This is a genomic window from Bradyrhizobium sp. 27S5, from assembly GCF_037217225.1.
Classification (GTDB): Bacteria; Pseudomonadota; Alphaproteobacteria; order Rhizobiales; family Xanthobacteraceae; genus Bradyrhizobium; species Bradyrhizobium septentrionale.
Genome location: NZ_CP147714.1, coordinates 1,934,405 through 1,949,074, shown reverse-complemented (window position 1 = coordinate 1,949,074; position 14,670 = coordinate 1,934,405). Strand labels below are relative to the sequence as shown.

The following is a 14,670-nucleotide window of genomic DNA, read 5'->3' as shown; positions in this document are numbered from 1 at the left end:
CATGCCCAGGTTTGAACGCACGGCGCTGTTGAAGAAGTTTCACGCGATGATCGCGCGCGGCGAGCCGATCGTCGGCGGCGGCGCCGGCACCGGACTGTCCGCGAAATGCGAGGAGGCCGGCGGCGTCGACCTGATCGTGATCTACAATTCCGGCCGCTATCGCATGGCCGGCCGCGGCTCGCTCGCCGGACTGATGCCCTATGGCGATGCCAACGCCATCGTCGTCGAGATGGCCGGCGAGGTGCTGCCGGTCGTGACCAGGACGCCGGTGCTCGCCGGCGTCAACGGCACCGATCCGTTCCGCGACATGGATGTGTTCCTCGACCAGCTCAAGGCGATCGGCTTTGCCGGCGTGCAGAATTTTCCGACCGTCGGCCTGATCGACGGCACCTTCCGCGCCAATCTCGAAGAGACCGGGATGTCCTACGCGCTCGAGATCGACATGATCTCGAAGGCGCATGAGAAGGACATGCTGACCACGCCCTATGTGTTCAGCGAGCAGGAGGCCGCCGCGATGGCGATCGCGGGCGCCGACATCATCGTCTGCCATATGGGGTTGACCACGGGCGGCACGATCGGCGCGCAGACTGCGCCAAAACTTGCCGACTGCCCTGCCCGCATCGAGGCCTGGGCGGAAGCCGCGCTCAGCGTCAATTCCGACATCATCGTGCTCGCGCATGGCGGTCCGATCGCCGACCCCGCGGATGCCGATTTCATCATGAAGCAGACCCGCAACTGTCACGGCTTCTATGGCGCCTCCTCGATGGAGCGCCTGCCGGTCGAGCGGGCGCTGACGGATCAGGTTCGCAAATTCAAGGCGATCGGCGCACGCTAACGCGCCGTGACCAAGGGAGGAAGAGATGTCGGGGATGCTGGTCGGTGAATTGATCCTCTGGCTCATCGTCGCAATCGTCGCGATCGTCATCATCGTCTATGTGGTGAACTGGCTCTACCACCGCTCGTCGAAGGAAACCTCCTTCGTCCGGACCGGCTTCCTCGGCGAACGGGTGGTGATCAATGGCGGCGCCTTCGTGCTGCCGTTCATCCACGACTACACGCCGGTCAACATGAACGTGCTGCCGATGGGGATCGTGCGCTCCAAGCAGGACGCCGTGATCACCCGCGACCGCATGCGCGTCGATATCGAGGCCGACTTCTACGTCCGGGTGCAGGCGACCCGCGAAGCCGTCTCGATCGCCGCCGCCACCCTCGGCCGCCGCACCATGGAGCCGGAGCAGCTGCACACCCTGCTCTCCGGCAAGTTCATCTCCGCGATCCGCTCGGTCGCCTCCGAGATGACGATGGAGCAGATGCACGAGCAGCGCGGCGAATATGTCGCGCGCGTCAAGGCCAATGCCGCCGAGGCGCTGGCGCAGAACGGCCTCGAACTGGAGTCGGTCGCGATCACCGATCTCGACCAGACCGACCTCGAATATTTCAACCCCTCGAACCGCTTCGACGCCGAAGGCCTGACCCGCCTGATGGAGGACATCGAAGCCAAGCGCAAGCTGCGCAACGACATCGAGCAGGACTCGATGATCAAGATCCGCTCCCGCAACCTCGAGGCCGAGCGGCAGGCGCTGGACATCGAGCGCGAGAGCGAGACCGCCCGCCTCGAGCAGGAACGCGACATCGAGATGCGCCGCGCCCTGCAGCGCACCGAGGTCGCCCGCGAGCGCGCGCTGCGCGAGACCGAAGCCGAGCAGGCCCAGATCACCGCACGCGAAGCCATCGAAAAGGCGCGCATCGCCAATGAGCAGGCCATCACCGAGGCCCGCATCGCCTCCGAACGCGAGACCCGGCACCGCGAGATCGAGCGCACCCGCGCAGTTGAAGAACGGGAATTGCTGGCGCGCGAGGAGATCGAGAAGGCCAGGATCGCCAACCAGCGCTCCGTCGACACCACCCGCATCGCCTCCGAGCGCGAGGTCCGCCAGCGCGAGATCGAGCGGATGCGCACGGTCGAGGAGGCCGAGATTGCCGCCCGCGAGTCGATCGAAAAGGCCCGCATCCAGCAGGACCGCGTCGTCACCGACGCCCGCATCGCCAATGAGGAAGAGACCCGCCGCCGCGAGATCGAGCGGACCCGCGCGGTCGAGGAAGCTGAAATCGCAGCCCGCGAGGCCACCGAGAAGGCGCGCATCGCCCAGACCATGACGATCAATGTCGAGCGCATCTCCTCCGACGAACGCACCCGCGCGCTGGAGATCCAGCAGGTCCGAACCATCCAGGAAGCCGAGATCGAGGCGCAAAAATCGGTCGAGGCCGCCCGCATCATCAGAGAGAAGACGCTGGCCGCCGAACGCATCGCCGCCGATCACACCACGCGCAAGCTCGAGATCGAGCGCAACCAGGCGATCGAGATCGCCGGGATCACCGCGCGCGACGCCACCGAGGAGTCGCGGATCGCGCAGGAAGAACACGTCCGCGCGCTCGAAATCGCGCGCACCCGCGCGATCGAGGAAGCCGACATCGCCTCGCGCGAATCGATCGAGGCGGCGCGCATTTCGCAGGAAAAGTCGGTCGCCGCACAGCGCATCCGCGCCGAACGCGAGACCCGCGCGCTCGAGATCGAGCGCACCGGGGCGATCGAGGCCGCCGAGCTGAAGCGCCGTGACGCGGTCGAGCGGCAGCGGATCGACGTCGAGCTGGCGCTGGAGAGCGAGCGGATCACCTCCTCCAGGACCCGCGAGGTGCTCAACATCGACCAGAAGCGGGCGATCGAGCTCGCCGACGAGGAACGCGTGATCGCGCTCGCCGCCAAGCGCTCCGAGCGCATCGATGCCGACCGGCTGGTCAAGCAGGCCGAGATCACGGCCCGCAAGGAGGTCGAGACCACCGACGTGACCCGCGAGCAGGCGCTGGAGGCCGCGCGGATCGCTCGGCGCCGCTCCATCGAGCAGCTCGAGGTCGCCCGCAACCAGTCGCTGCAGGAGGCCGAGATCGCTGCGCGCGAGGAGGTCGAACGCGCGCGCATTGCGTCGGACCGCGGCCTCGACGAGGCCCGGATCGGCCGCGAGCGCGAGCTGCGCAAGCTCGAGGTGAACCGTGAGAAGGACGTCGAGACCGCGCTGATGGAGAAGGCGATCGCGCTGCATCAGAAGTCGCTGGAGGAATCCGCGGCGCGCGCGGCGGCTGAAGACGCGAGGGTGCACGCCACCGAAGCGGCCGAGCGCGTGGTTACCGCGCGTGAGAGCGAAATCGCGAAGCGGCGCAAGACCGTCGAGGTTCTGCTCGCCGAGAAACAGGCCGAGGAAACCAGGATCGCGGCCGGAGCCGAACGGGTTCGCGCCACGGTCGAGGCCGAGGCGCAGCGCCTGCTCAACGAGGCTGAAAATGTGCTGACCGATCAGGCACGCTACTCGCTGTTCCGCCGCAAGCTGCTCGACCGGATCGAGGGCATCGTGCGCGAGAGCGTCAAGCCGATGGAGAAGATCGAGGGCATCCGTATCCTCCAGGTCGATGGCCTCAACGGCAACGGCCAGGGCGGCAGCGGTGGCCGCAGCGCCACCGACGAGGTGATCGATTCGGCGCTGCGCTATCGCGTGCAGGCGCCGCTGATCGACTCGATCCTGTCGGATATCGGCGTCGAGGGCGGCAGCCTGGCAAAAATGCCCGGCCTGATCCGCGAGGCGCGCGACATGCAGGGCATCAAGGACTCTGCACGCAAGAGCGGCGGCGAGGCCAAGCCGGCGGCGCCCGAGGGCGGCGGCGAACCACCGCGCCCTGAGCGCACGCCGCGCAAGAAGGACTGAGCTCACGCCATGGCACGGGTTTACGTCTCCACTGTCGTCAATGCCCGCAACGACCGGGTCTGGACCCGTGTACGCGATTTCAACGGCTTGCCGAACTGGCACCCCGCGATTGCGGAGAGCCGGATCGAGGGCGGCGAGCCCGCCGACAAGATCGGCTGTATCAGGGATTTCCGGCTGCGCAACGGCGATCGCATCAGGGAGAAGCTGCTCGGGCTGTCCGACTACGACATGTTCTGCACCTATTCGATCCTGGAATCGCCGATGGGCGTCGAGAACTACGTGGCCACCCTGCGGCTCACGCCGGTCACCGATGGCGACCAGACCTTCCTGGAATGGACCGCCGAGTTCGACTGCGCGCCGGAGCGCGAGACCGAGCTCGTCAACAATATCGGCGGCGGCGTGTTCCAGGGCGGGTTCGACGCGCTGAAGCGGGCGTTCGGAGGATAGGCAGTGCCGCACATCGTCAAAAGCACGATCCTGGATGCACCGACCGATACGGTCTGGGCCGTGCTGCGCGATTTCAACGGCCATGACCGCTGGCACCCGGCGGTCGCGACCAGCGGCATCGAGCGCGCGCAGCCCTCCGACAAGATCGGCTGCGTCAGGCGCTTCAAGCTGAAGGACGGCGCCGAGCTGCGCGAACAGCTGCTGGCGCTGTCCGACCTCGAACAATCGTTCAGCTACTGCCTGCTCGATACGCCGATCCCGATGTTCAACTACGTGGCGCATGTCCGGCTGCTGCCGGTCACCGATGGCGACCGCACCTTCTGGCACTGGGAATCGCGCTTCACGACGCGGACCGACGACCGGGATCGCATCACGCAGATGGTTTCGGAAGACATCTACCAGGCCGGCTTCGAAGCCATCCGCCGGCACCTGAAGGAGGCCGCGTAAGCGGAGAGGGACATCATGCCAGTCACGGTGAAGACCTTCACCAGCACCAACGAGGCGGCGGCCGCGCTGTCGTCGGATCGCAGCGCGCGTTACCTCGGCGGCGGCACGCTGGTGATGCGGGCGCTGAACGAAGGCGACATCTCGATCTCGACCGTGGTGCGCGCCAGCGACCAGGCGATGACCCGGATCGACACGTCGGGCGCGCGAATCACGCTCGGCGCCGGCGTCACCTTCGCGCGCATTCTGGCCGAGCGCGATCTCGCCTTCCTGCACGCCCCTGCCCGCTCGATCGGCGGACCGGCGGTGCGCAACATGGGCACGGTGGGCGGCAATCTGTTTGCGCCGGTGCCGTATGGCGACTTCACGGTCGCGATGCTCGCGCTCGACGCGGTGTTGTCGGTGCAGGGTGGCCTCGGCGGCCGCGAGATCGGAATCGAGGAATTCCTGCAATCGCGCGACCGGCAGACCGGCACGCTGGTGCTGGCGATCTCCTTTGCCAAGCCGGGCAGCACTGAGGCCTTCCGCTACCGCAAGATCGCGCGCATCAAGCCCAAGGGGGGCGCGGTGATCACGCTCGCCGCGCATCTGCCGGTCAACGGCAGCCGGATCGTCGGTGCCCGCGTCGCGCTCGGCTCGATGGCGCCGACGCCGATCCGCGCCCGCGCCACCGAGCGTGCGCTGGAAGGCCGCGCGCTCGATACGTCCACGATCAATGCGGCGGCCGCGGCAGCCGTCGAAGGAACTTCGCCGGGCGACAATGCGCTCGCCAGCGCCTGGTATCGCCGCGAGATCGTCGGCGTGCATCTCAGGCGCCTGTTGTCCGGTCAGGAATAGATCGTCATGGCCAAGACCCCTCTGCAATTTCAGCACAACGGCCGTGACGTTGCGATCTTCGTCGACGGCGGCACCAATTTGCTGGTGGCTTTGCGCGAGCTGATCGGCGACATGACGCCGAAATTCGGCTGCGGCCAGGGCGGCTGCGGCACCTGTAGCGTGCTGATCGACGGGGAATTGCACCTCTCCTGCCTGACGCTCGCCGAGACCGTCGCCGGACGCTCCGTCGAGACGCTCGACGGCATCAAGGACGGCCCCAATCTGCACCCGCTGCAGCGCGCCTTCGCCGACAATTTCGCCGCGCAATGCGGCTACTGCACGCCGGGCATGCTGATGGCCGCCAAGGCGCTGCTCGATCGCAATCCACAACCGAGCCGTGCCGAGGTGGTCGAGGCGATCTCCGGCAATATCTGCCGCTGCACCGGCTATGAGCCGATCATCAACGCCGTGCTGGCTGCCGCATCCGGCGGCCGGGCCCGCGCGTAAGGGAACAGTGTCATGCTGGAATTGCGCAAGGACCTCTTCGCCGACGAGCGCGACGACAATCTGAAGGAAATCGGAAAGGGCACGCAGCGCCAGGACATGCTCGGCCATGTCACCGGCACCTCGCCCTATTTCGACGACCACAAGCTGCAGGGCATGCTGCATCTGAAGGTGGTGCGCAGCGAACATCCTCATGCAAGACTCCGCCGCATCGACACTACGGAGGCCGAGCGGTCGCAGGGGGTGCGGCGCGTGATCCGCGCCTCCGACGTGCCGCGCAATCTGAACACGCTGCTCAGCCTGATCAATTTCGGCAAGGACGACGAGCCGTCGCTCGCGGTCCACAAGGTGCGCTACAAGGGCGAGCCGATCGTCGCGATCGTCGCCGACAGCCCGCGCGAGGCCTTCGAGGCGAAAGCCAAGGTGAAGATCGACTATGAGCCGCTGCCGGCGGTGTTCGACGTCGAGGACGCGTTGAAGCCGGGCGCGCCGGTCGTGAACGAGGTCTATCCGAAGAACACCTTCACCTATCACGAGACCTACGATCGCCAGCAGCTGCGCTTCGGCGATGCCGATCGCGCGCTGGCCTCGGCCGACCATGTGCTGGAACAGCGCTACCAGATGTCGCCGATCGAGCATGCGCCGACCGAAACCAACGGCTCGATCGCCGCACCCGACACCAATGGCCGCTACATCGTCTACACCTCGACGCAGGCGCTGTTCTTCTCGGTCGACACCTGTGCAAAAATCCTCGACGTGCCCTCCAACACCTTCCACTTCATCGGGGGCACGGTGGGCGGCGGGTTCGGAGGCAAGGTCGACACGCTGACCGAGCCGCTCTGCATCCTCGGCGCGATGCTGACCGGACGCCCGGTGCGCTACGTGTTCGGACGCGAGGAAGAGATGCAATACGGTCCGCCGCGCGGCGCCGAGCGCATCTACATCAAGGATGGCGTGATGCGGGACGGCCGCGTCGTCGCCCGCAAGGTGCGCGCCTATTTCGACAGCGGCGCCTATACACGGCTGTCGAGCTATGCGGCGGTGAAATGTGCGGCGCATCTGCCTGGTCCCTACACCATCCCGAACGTCCATGGCGACGTCTACTGCGTCTTCACCAACCGGACGCCAGCGACAGCGATGCGCGGCTTCGGCGTCACGGCGATGGATTTCGCCATCGAATGCCAGATGGACAAGCTCGCCCATCTCGTCGGCATGGATCCGATGGAGTTCCGGATCCTCAATGCGTATCGCGATGGCGACATGAAGGCGCACCGTCGCGAGGCCAAGAACACGGCGCTGATCGAATGCGTGCAGGTTGCCGCGGAGAAGGCCAAATGGCCGCTCCGCGAGGAATTCAAGCGCATGTCGTCGCGCAAGGATGGTGGCGGTCTCCGTGCCGCCGTGACGCTGACGCCACGTGAAGCGCGTGCGCCGGCGCCCGCATCGTCGCAGCAGCGCACGACGTATGATCGCGCCCCGGCTGCAACCCGCGAGCCGCCGCCTCCGCCTCCCTCTTCGACGCCACCATCACCTCCGTCACCGCGGCCGACCGCGCCGTCGCATGGCGCCACCCGCTTCTCATCCGTCTTCGGCACCAGGAGGCGCTGACCATGACCCGGCATCGCGGACGCGGCATCGCGTCGGTCAATTATCCCATCGGCATGAATCTCGGCGGCGATCCGAGCCAGGCGTTGGTGCATTCCAATCCGAGCGGCAAGTTCACCGTGGCGCTGTCCTCGATCGATCTCGGCCAGGGCATGAAGTCGGTGACGCGGCAGATCTGCGCCGAGACGCTGGGCGTGCCAGTCGAAGACGTCTATGTCGACACCGCGGATTCCGACACCGGTCCGCACTGCATGGGCTCGTTCGCCTCGCGCGGCACCCATCGGGTCGGCAACGCCGTGATGGCGGCGGCGCGGGAGGCGCGCGGCGTGATGATGGAGGCGGCGGCCGAGGAGCTGGAGGTGAATGCCGCCGATCTCGAGACCGACGGCCGCGGCAACATCCATGTCAAGGGCGCGCCGCATCGCTCGATCTCGACCAAGGACGTCGCGATCGCCGCGCAGTTCAAGCAGGGCAAGACGATCTCGGGCCGCGGCATCTTCCTGGTGCCGCTGTCCGACGTCGACCCCGAGACCGGCGAGATGTCGCCGGCGACATGCTACGCGCATGCCTGCCTCGTCGCCGAGGTCGAGGTCGACGACGAGACCGGCGAGGTCGACATGGTCCGGATGGACAGTGCCTATGAGCTTGGCCGCGCGCTCAATCCGCGGCTGGTCGAGCAGCAGCTGGTCGGCGGCGCCTGGATGGGCGTCAGCCATGCGCTCTACGAAACGCCGGAACCCTATTACCCGGAGCCGGTGCACGGCCCGCGCGACTTCGTCGAATATCTGATGCCGGGACCGGGCGACATCTGCCCGCACGACATCGCGGTGCTGGAACGCCCGGCGCCCGACGGCCCGTTCGGTGCCAAGGGTCCGGGCGAGATGTGCGCCAATCCGGTGCTGCCGGCCGTCGCCAACGCGATCTTCAACGCCGTCGGCGTGCGGATCGACGATCTGCCGATCACGCCGGAGAAGGTGCTGCGCGCGATCAAGGCGCAGGGCGGCGCGCGGCCGCAGCCGCGGCGCTGAGGTCGCTCCATGCCGGTCCGCAGCAACATCGTCGGCATCGACAGCCCCGAGGCGCTGGAGAAGGCGTTGCGCGCGGCCTATTACCTCGCAGACGACGGCATCGCGACCGCCTCCTATCTCTCGCTCGCGCTCGGCAAGCCGCTGCTGCTCGAGGGTGCGCCGGGCGTCGGCAAGACCGAGGCCGCGAAAGCGATCGCCGCCGTGCTCGGCCGCCGGCTGATCCGCCTGCAATGCTACGAGGGCATCGACGCCGCCGCCGCGCTCTACGAGTGGAATTATCCGCGCCAGATGCTGGCGATCCGGCAGGCCGGCGAAGAGAGCATCGACATCTATGGCGATTCTTTCCTGATCGAACGTCCGATGCTGGCCGCGCTGCGGGCCCCCGACGCAACCGTGCTCTTGATCGACGAAATCGACCGCGCCGACCAGGAGTTCGAGGCTTTCCTGCTCGAATTCCTCTCTGACTTCCAGATCTCGATCCCCGAGCGCGGCACCATCCGCGCCGCCGAGCATCCCGTCGTCGTGCTGACCTCGAACCGAACCCGCGACCTGCACGAGGCGCTGCGGCGGCGCTGCGTCTATCACTGGATCCACTATCCGAACGCCGAGCGCGAGGCGCGGATCGTGATGATGCGCGCCTCCAGCGTCGCCGAAGCTACCGCCCGCGCTGTGGTCGCCGCCGTCGGCCGGCTGCGCCGCGAACCGCTGAGCAAGGCGCCGGGCATTGCCGAGGCGGTCGACTGGGCGGAGGCTGCGACCCTGCTGCACAAGGGCGGCGCGCGCTGGCCGGATGCCTTCAGGCGTTCGATCGGCGTTGCGCTGAAGGACGAGGAGGATCTTCATTTCATCTCACCGCGGCTCGATGCATTGATCGCGGAGGCAGCCGCGTGAGCGACGATCTCAGGCTGCCGCGCGCCGCGCAGATCTTCGTGTCCTTTGTCGCGTTGCTGCGCGCCAATGGCTTCCTGGTCGCGCCGGAGCAGACGACGAGTTTCCTCGCTGCGATCGAACTGCTCGGGCCAAGGAGCCTCGAGCACATCCGCCAGGCCGGGCTTGCGACGCTGGCGCCACCGCCGGAGCGCCGCGCGACATACGACCGGCTGTTCGACATCCACTTCCGCGGCGCCGAGGCGATCGAGCAGGCCGAGGGCGAGGACGACGAAACCGTCCGCCTGCAGGAGGAAGGCCGCGGCGAGGACGAGCCGCCGCTCGCCGACGAGGGCAATGAGTCAGGCCTTGCCGCGGCGCGCGCCGAGGCGCTGGTCGAACGCCGCTTTGCCCAGACCGCGACGAGCGATCCGCTGCGAAAGCTGTCGCGCGAGGCGGCAAAGCGGCTGCCGCGGCGGCGTGGCCACCGGCGGCGGCGCGCACGCAGCGGCCCGTTCGCCGATCTGCGCCGCACTCTACGTGAAAGCATCCGCAATGACGGCGAGGTGCTGCGGCTCGGCCGCATGCGCCGCCGCCAGCGCCCGCGCAAGATGCTGTTGCTGATCGACGTCTCCGGCTCGATGAAGGCGCGCACCGAAGAGAACATGAGGCTCGCGCATGCGCTGGTGCAATCGGCCGGCAATGTCGAGGTCTTCACCTTCGGCACAAGACTGACCCGCGTCACCCCGGCACTGCGGCTGAAGCGCCGCGAGCAGGCGCTGAATGCGGCCTCGTTCCTGGTCAGCGACTGGGACGGCGGCACCCGCATCGGCGACGCGCTACAGGCCTTCCTCGCCGTGCCGCGGTTCGGCGGATATGCCCGCGGCGCGGCGGTCGTGATCGTCTCCGACGGCCTGGAGCGCGGCGATCCGGCCGCGCTACGCGATGCCGTCGCAAAGCTGTCGCGCCGGGCCTGGCGCATCAGCTGGCTGACGCCGCTCGCGACCTCGCCCGGCTTCACGCCGCAAACCGAGGCGCTGATTGCGATCCAGCGCTTTGTCGACGATCTCGTGGACGGCGGATCGAGCGCGGCGGTGGTCGCGCATCTGCTGTCGCTCGGAACAAGGAGAGCTGCGTGACTGGCATTGTCGACGGACATCATCACATCTGGCGCCAGGCCGATCTCGCCTGGCTGTCCGGCCCGATGCAGCCGCGCATCTTCGGCCCCTACGAGCCGATCCGCCGCGACTATCCGATCGAAGAATATCTCGACGATCTCAAAGACACCGGCGTCACCCGCTCGGTCTATGTCCAGACCAACTGGCCGAACGGAAAGTTCGAGGATGAGGCGGCCTGGGTGCAGCAGACCGCCGACCGGCACGGCTGGCCGCATGCCCTCGTCGCCTATGCCGATTTTTCCGTCGACGACGTCCGTCCGCAACTGGATCGCCTGAAGCGTTATCCGCTGGTGCGCGGCGTGCGCATGCAGCTGCACTGGCACGACAACCCGCTCTATCGCTTCGCCGCGCGCCCCGATCTCTGCACCGATCCCGTGATCCGGCGCAATGTCGCACACCTCGCCGACTATAGCTGGAGTTTTGACCTGCAGGTGTTCGCGTCGCAGATGGCCGATGCCGCCGGCCTCGCCGCGGCCTGCCCTGACGTGACGTTCATCCTGCAGCACGCCGGCATGCTGGAGGATCTGTCGCCGCAGGGACGCGCCGCCTGGCGCGCCGGCATGGCGCGGCTGGCGCGCTGCCCGAACGTGGTTTCGAAACTGTCGGGGCTCGGCACCTTCATCCATCGCAACGATGCCGCGCATATCGCCGGCATCGTGATCGACACCGTCGCGATCTTCGGCGCGGACCGTTGCCTGTTCGGTTCGAACTTTCCGATCGAGAAGCTGTGGACCACCTACCGCGATCTCGTCGACGCCTTCAAGGCGGCGGCCGCACGGCTCAGCGACGAGCAGCGCGAGGCGATCTTCAGCACAACGGCGGCGCGGGTCTATCGGCTCGGGCCATAGGCGCGCTGCGAGCACGGACATAACGATGAACACGAATTGGGAGGGAGCGAGATGCCGTTGGAGATCAAGATCCTGGACTATGGCGATATCGAGCTGGAATCGAGCTTCCTCGTGCTCGGGCACAATTGCGGCCGCACCCGCCGCGTGCTGACGCTTGGCTTTTTGATCCTCGGCGGCCCCTACCCTGTGCTGGTCGACACCGGCTACCGTTCCAACCAGATCATGGAGACGCTCGGCATGCGCGGCCTCCAGTTTCACGAGAACATGATCGAGAACCAGCTCGCCCGCCACGGGGTGCGGATGGGCGACGTCCGTTTCGTCTGTCACACCCATCTGCACATCGACCATGCCGGCAAGGACGACCTGTTCCCGATGAACACGACCGTCGTCGTCAACCGCAAGGAGCTGGAATATTCCGTCTCCGGCCTGATGCACCCGCAATATCCGGCGCCCGACATCAAGCATCTGATCGATCGCCTGCACACCAAGAGCGCGCTGCGCTTCCTCGACCTCGAGATCACCGGTCCGGTCGAGCTGATGCCGGGCGTCTATTGCGACGCCGCCAACGCCCACACCGAAGGCTCGATGAACATCCACGTCCACACCGCCGACGGCATCGCGACGATCTGCGGCGACGTGATCTACGACTTCAACGACCAGATCGTCACCCCCTTCAACGAGATCCACGACGCCGAGCCGCGCACCACCGGCAACCACGGCACCAGCAAGCGCGCCGAGAAGGCTGCGATCAAGAAGCTGCTGAGTAGCTCGCGCTATCTGCTGCCGGTGCATGATCGCCCGGCCAAGATCGAGGGCGGCGCAGTGGTCGGCCGGCTGCACGACCAGGTGCCCGGGCCTGTGGTGCAGAGCCTGCCGCAGCGCAACTGGTTCCCGGCATAGGCAAAGAGGCCTGTCACGATGACGCATGTCACGCTGCGCGCCGAGTTCGACGAACTGATCGATCCCTATGCGCCGGTCGGCCAGGTCGGCACCGGCTTCGATTTCACGGAGGGCCCGATCTGGCATCCGGTCGAGCACTTCCTGCTGTTCTCCGACATGCCCGGCGATGTGCGCAGGCGCTGGGATGCGCGGCGCGGTGTCGTCGAGGTCAAGCGTCCGTCGAACAAGTGCAACGGCATGACCTATGACGCCGAGCTCAACCTGATCGTCTGCGAGCACGCGACGTCGTCGCTGATCCGCGAGCGGCCGGACGGCCGGCGCGAGGTGCTGGCCTCGCATTATGAGAACCAGGAGCTCAACAGTCCGAACGACGTCTGCGTGCATTCCTCGGGCGCGATCTATTTCTCCGATCCATGGTACGGCCGGATGCCGGTCTATGGCGTCGAACGGCCGCGCCAGCTCGGCTTCCAGGGCGTTTATCGCGTGCCCCCCGGCGGTGGTGCGCCGAAATTGCTGATCGACCGCACTCTGTTCGAGCAGCCGAACGGGCTGTGCTTCTCGCCCGACGAGCGCATCCTTTACGTCAATGACACCGTGCAAGCTGTGATCCGCGCCTTCGACGTCAGCGCCGACGGCTCGCTCGCCAATCCGCGCGTGTTCGCGAGCGGCATCCGCTCCGAGCTCGAGCCCGGCCTGCCCGACGGCATGAAGTGCGACCAGCGCGGCAATGTCTGGGTCACCGCGCCGGGCGGCGTCTGGGTCTATTCGCCTGACGGCAATCTGCTCGGCAAGGTCCGCCTGCCCGAGTTGGTCGCCAACCTCGCCTGGGGCGGCGCCGATTTCCGCACGCTGTATCTGACCGCGACCCATTCGGTCTATGCGATTCCGACCAAGGTCGGCCCACGGCATGAGCCCTATATGAGCGGCAGGCGTGGCGGGCCGGGCGCGGCATCGTCCACGACGCCCGCGCCCAATCTCGCGGCCGGCGAGATGCAGCTCGATCCGAAGCGCTGCGCGATGATCATCCAGGACATGCAGAACGACGTCATCATGGACGGCGGCGCGTTCGCCGAGTCCGGCGCGCCCGCGCATGCCCGCCAGCAGCATGTCGTCGAGAATGTCCGCCGCGTGGCCGAGGCCGCGCGGGCCCGCGGCGTCGCCATCATCCACGTCTGGTTCGTGGTCGAGCCGGGCGCGCCAGGTGTGACACTCAACGCGCCGCTGTTCGAGGGACTGGTCGACAGCAAGGCGATGGTGCGCGGCAGCTGGGGCGCAGCGCCGGTCTCGGGGCTCGAGCCGCGCCCGGGTGACTTCGTGGTCGAGAAGATGCGGATGAGCGCCTGGGAAGGCACGCGGCTCGAAACCATCCTGAAGGCGACCGGCCGCGACATGATCATCAACACCGGCGCCTGGACCAACATGTCGGTCGAGCACACCGCGCGCACCGGCGCCGACAAGGGCTATTTCATGATCGTGCCGGAGGATTGCTGCTCGACCATGAATGCCGACTGGCACAACGCCGCGATCAATTTTGCCTTGCAGAACGTCTCCGTCGTGACCAACGCCGACACCGTCATCAAGGCGCTCGGCTGAGGAGGCGCGGTGCCAAAACTGCTGCACCTCGCCTGCTCCCCCCGGGCCGATTCGGAATCGGCTGATGGTGCGCGCGTCTTTCTCGACCATTTCCGCCAGGCGCGGCCGGACTGGGAGATCGACGCGATGAACCTCTGGCGCGAGCCGTTGCCGGAGTTCGAGGGCTATCTGCTCGAGGCTAAGTACGCCCGGACCGGCGGCAAGAGCTTCACCAATTCGCAGCACGACGCTTTCGCAGTTGCCGAGCGCCTCGCGCTGCGGCTGTCGCTCGCCGATCGCGTGCTGATCTCGACGCCGATGTGGAATTTCGGCATTCCCTACAAGCTCAAGCAATGGCTCGATGTCATCATCCAGCCCGGGCTGACCTTCAGCTTCGATCCGGCGTTAGGTTATCTGCCACTGCTCAAGGATCGCCCGACCATCGTGATCATCGCCAGCGGCAGCGACTTCGTCACCGGCATGAACCGCGGCCGCATCGACATGGCGACGCCCTATCTGCGCGAGGCGCTGCGCTTCATCGGCATCGGCGACGTGCGCTTCGTGCCGATCGGCCCGACCACCGGCCCCACCGAGCCGATCCGCGTGGCCCGTGAAGCCGCGCACCGGAGACTCGCGGAGATGGCGGGGCGGTTTTGATCAACGAGACCGATCGCAGCGTCAATCCGACGAATGCGGCAATGACGCC

The 14,670-nt window shown here is 67.1% G+C and carries 14 protein-coding genes; all 14 read left to right on the top strand.

Translation table 11 applies throughout. The features are described from left to right. Position 1 precedes the first annotated feature (1 nt). Genes WDM24_RS09240 through WDM24_RS09175 form a run of 14 tightly spaced genes read left to right on the top strand, consistent with a single transcriptional unit; the run spans position 2 to position 14,621 of the window. The gene (locus WDM24_RS09240; protein ID WP_029082757.1) at positions 2-835 is read left to right on the top strand and encodes a phosphoenolpyruvate hydrolase family protein; all 834 of its coding nucleotides are present in this window, start codon (positions 2-4) and stop codon (positions 833-835) included. A gap of 25 nt (positions 836-860) precedes the next feature. Next, on the top strand, positions 861-3,755 hold the full coding sequence (locus WDM24_RS09235) for a flotillin family protein (protein ID WP_338830948.1): 2,895 nt from the start codon (positions 861-863) through the stop codon (positions 3,753-3,755). A gap of 9 nt (positions 3,756-3,764) precedes the next feature. Then, on the top strand, positions 3,765-4,202 hold the full coding sequence (locus tag WDM24_RS09230) for an SRPBCC family protein (protein ID WP_338830947.1): 438 nt from the start codon (positions 3,765-3,767) through the stop codon (positions 4,200-4,202). 3 nt (positions 4,203-4,205) lie between these two features. Further along, positions 4,206-4,649: an SRPBCC family protein gene (locus WDM24_RS09225; RefSeq protein ID WP_166303346.1), complete on the top strand. Its 444-nt coding sequence runs from the start codon at positions 4,206-4,208 to the stop codon at positions 4,647-4,649. A gap of 15 nt (positions 4,650-4,664) precedes the next feature. Then, the gene (locus WDM24_RS09220; RefSeq protein ID WP_338830946.1) at positions 4,665-5,483 is read left to right on the top strand and encodes an FAD binding domain-containing protein; all 819 of its coding nucleotides are present in this window, start codon (positions 4,665-4,667) and stop codon (positions 5,481-5,483) included. Between the two features lie 6 nt (positions 5,484-5,489). Further along, positions 5,490-5,969 carry a (2Fe-2S)-binding protein gene (locus WDM24_RS09215; protein ID WP_029082752.1) on the top strand — a complete coding sequence of 160 codons (480 nt, stop codon included), beginning with the start codon at positions 5,490-5,492 and terminating at the stop codon, positions 5,967-5,969. Positions 5,970-5,981: 12 nt separating this feature from the next. Further along, the gene (locus tag WDM24_RS09210) at positions 5,982-7,574 is read left to right on the top strand and encodes a xanthine dehydrogenase family protein molybdopterin-binding subunit (protein WP_338830945.1); all 1,593 of its coding nucleotides are present in this window, start codon (positions 5,982-5,984) and stop codon (positions 7,572-7,574) included. A gap of 2 nt (positions 7,575-7,576) precedes the next feature. After that, positions 7,577-8,599, top strand: a complete 1,023-nt coding sequence (locus tag WDM24_RS09205) for a xanthine dehydrogenase family protein molybdopterin-binding subunit (RefSeq protein ID WP_028333322.1) — start codon at positions 7,577-7,579, stop codon at positions 8,597-8,599. Between the two features lie 9 nt (positions 8,600-8,608). After that, positions 8,609-9,490 carry a MoxR family ATPase gene (locus tag WDM24_RS09200; protein WP_338830944.1) on the top strand — a complete coding sequence of 294 codons (882 nt, stop codon included), beginning with the start codon at positions 8,609-8,611 and terminating at the stop codon, positions 9,488-9,490. After that, entirely contained in the window at positions 9,487-10,605 is a 1,119-nt protein-coding gene (locus tag WDM24_RS09195; protein WP_338830943.1) for a vWA domain-containing protein, read from the top strand. The genes WDM24_RS09200 and WDM24_RS09195 overlap by 4 nt, the downstream gene beginning before the upstream one ends. Next, complete coding sequence (locus WDM24_RS09190; RefSeq protein ID WP_338830942.1) at positions 10,602-11,492, top strand: amidohydrolase family protein; 891 nt, start codon at positions 10,602-10,604, stop codon at positions 11,490-11,492. The genes WDM24_RS09195 and WDM24_RS09190 overlap by 4 nt, the downstream gene beginning before the upstream one ends. A gap of 51 nt (positions 11,493-11,543) precedes the next feature. After that, the gene (locus WDM24_RS09185) at positions 11,544-12,392 is read left to right on the top strand and encodes an MBL fold metallo-hydrolase (RefSeq protein WP_338696959.1); all 849 of its coding nucleotides are present in this window, start codon (positions 11,544-11,546) and stop codon (positions 12,390-12,392) included. Between the two features lie 18 nt (positions 12,393-12,410). Next, positions 12,411-13,985, top strand: a complete 1,575-nt coding sequence (locus tag WDM24_RS09180) for an isochorismatase family protein (protein WP_338830941.1) — start codon at positions 12,411-12,413, stop codon at positions 13,983-13,985. 9 nt (positions 13,986-13,994) lie between these two features. Further along, positions 13,995-14,621: an FMN-dependent NADH-azoreductase gene (locus tag WDM24_RS09175; protein WP_338830940.1), complete on the top strand. Its 627-nt coding sequence runs from the start codon at positions 13,995-13,997 to the stop codon at positions 14,619-14,621. The last annotated feature ends 49 nt before the right edge of the window (positions 14,622-14,670 follow it).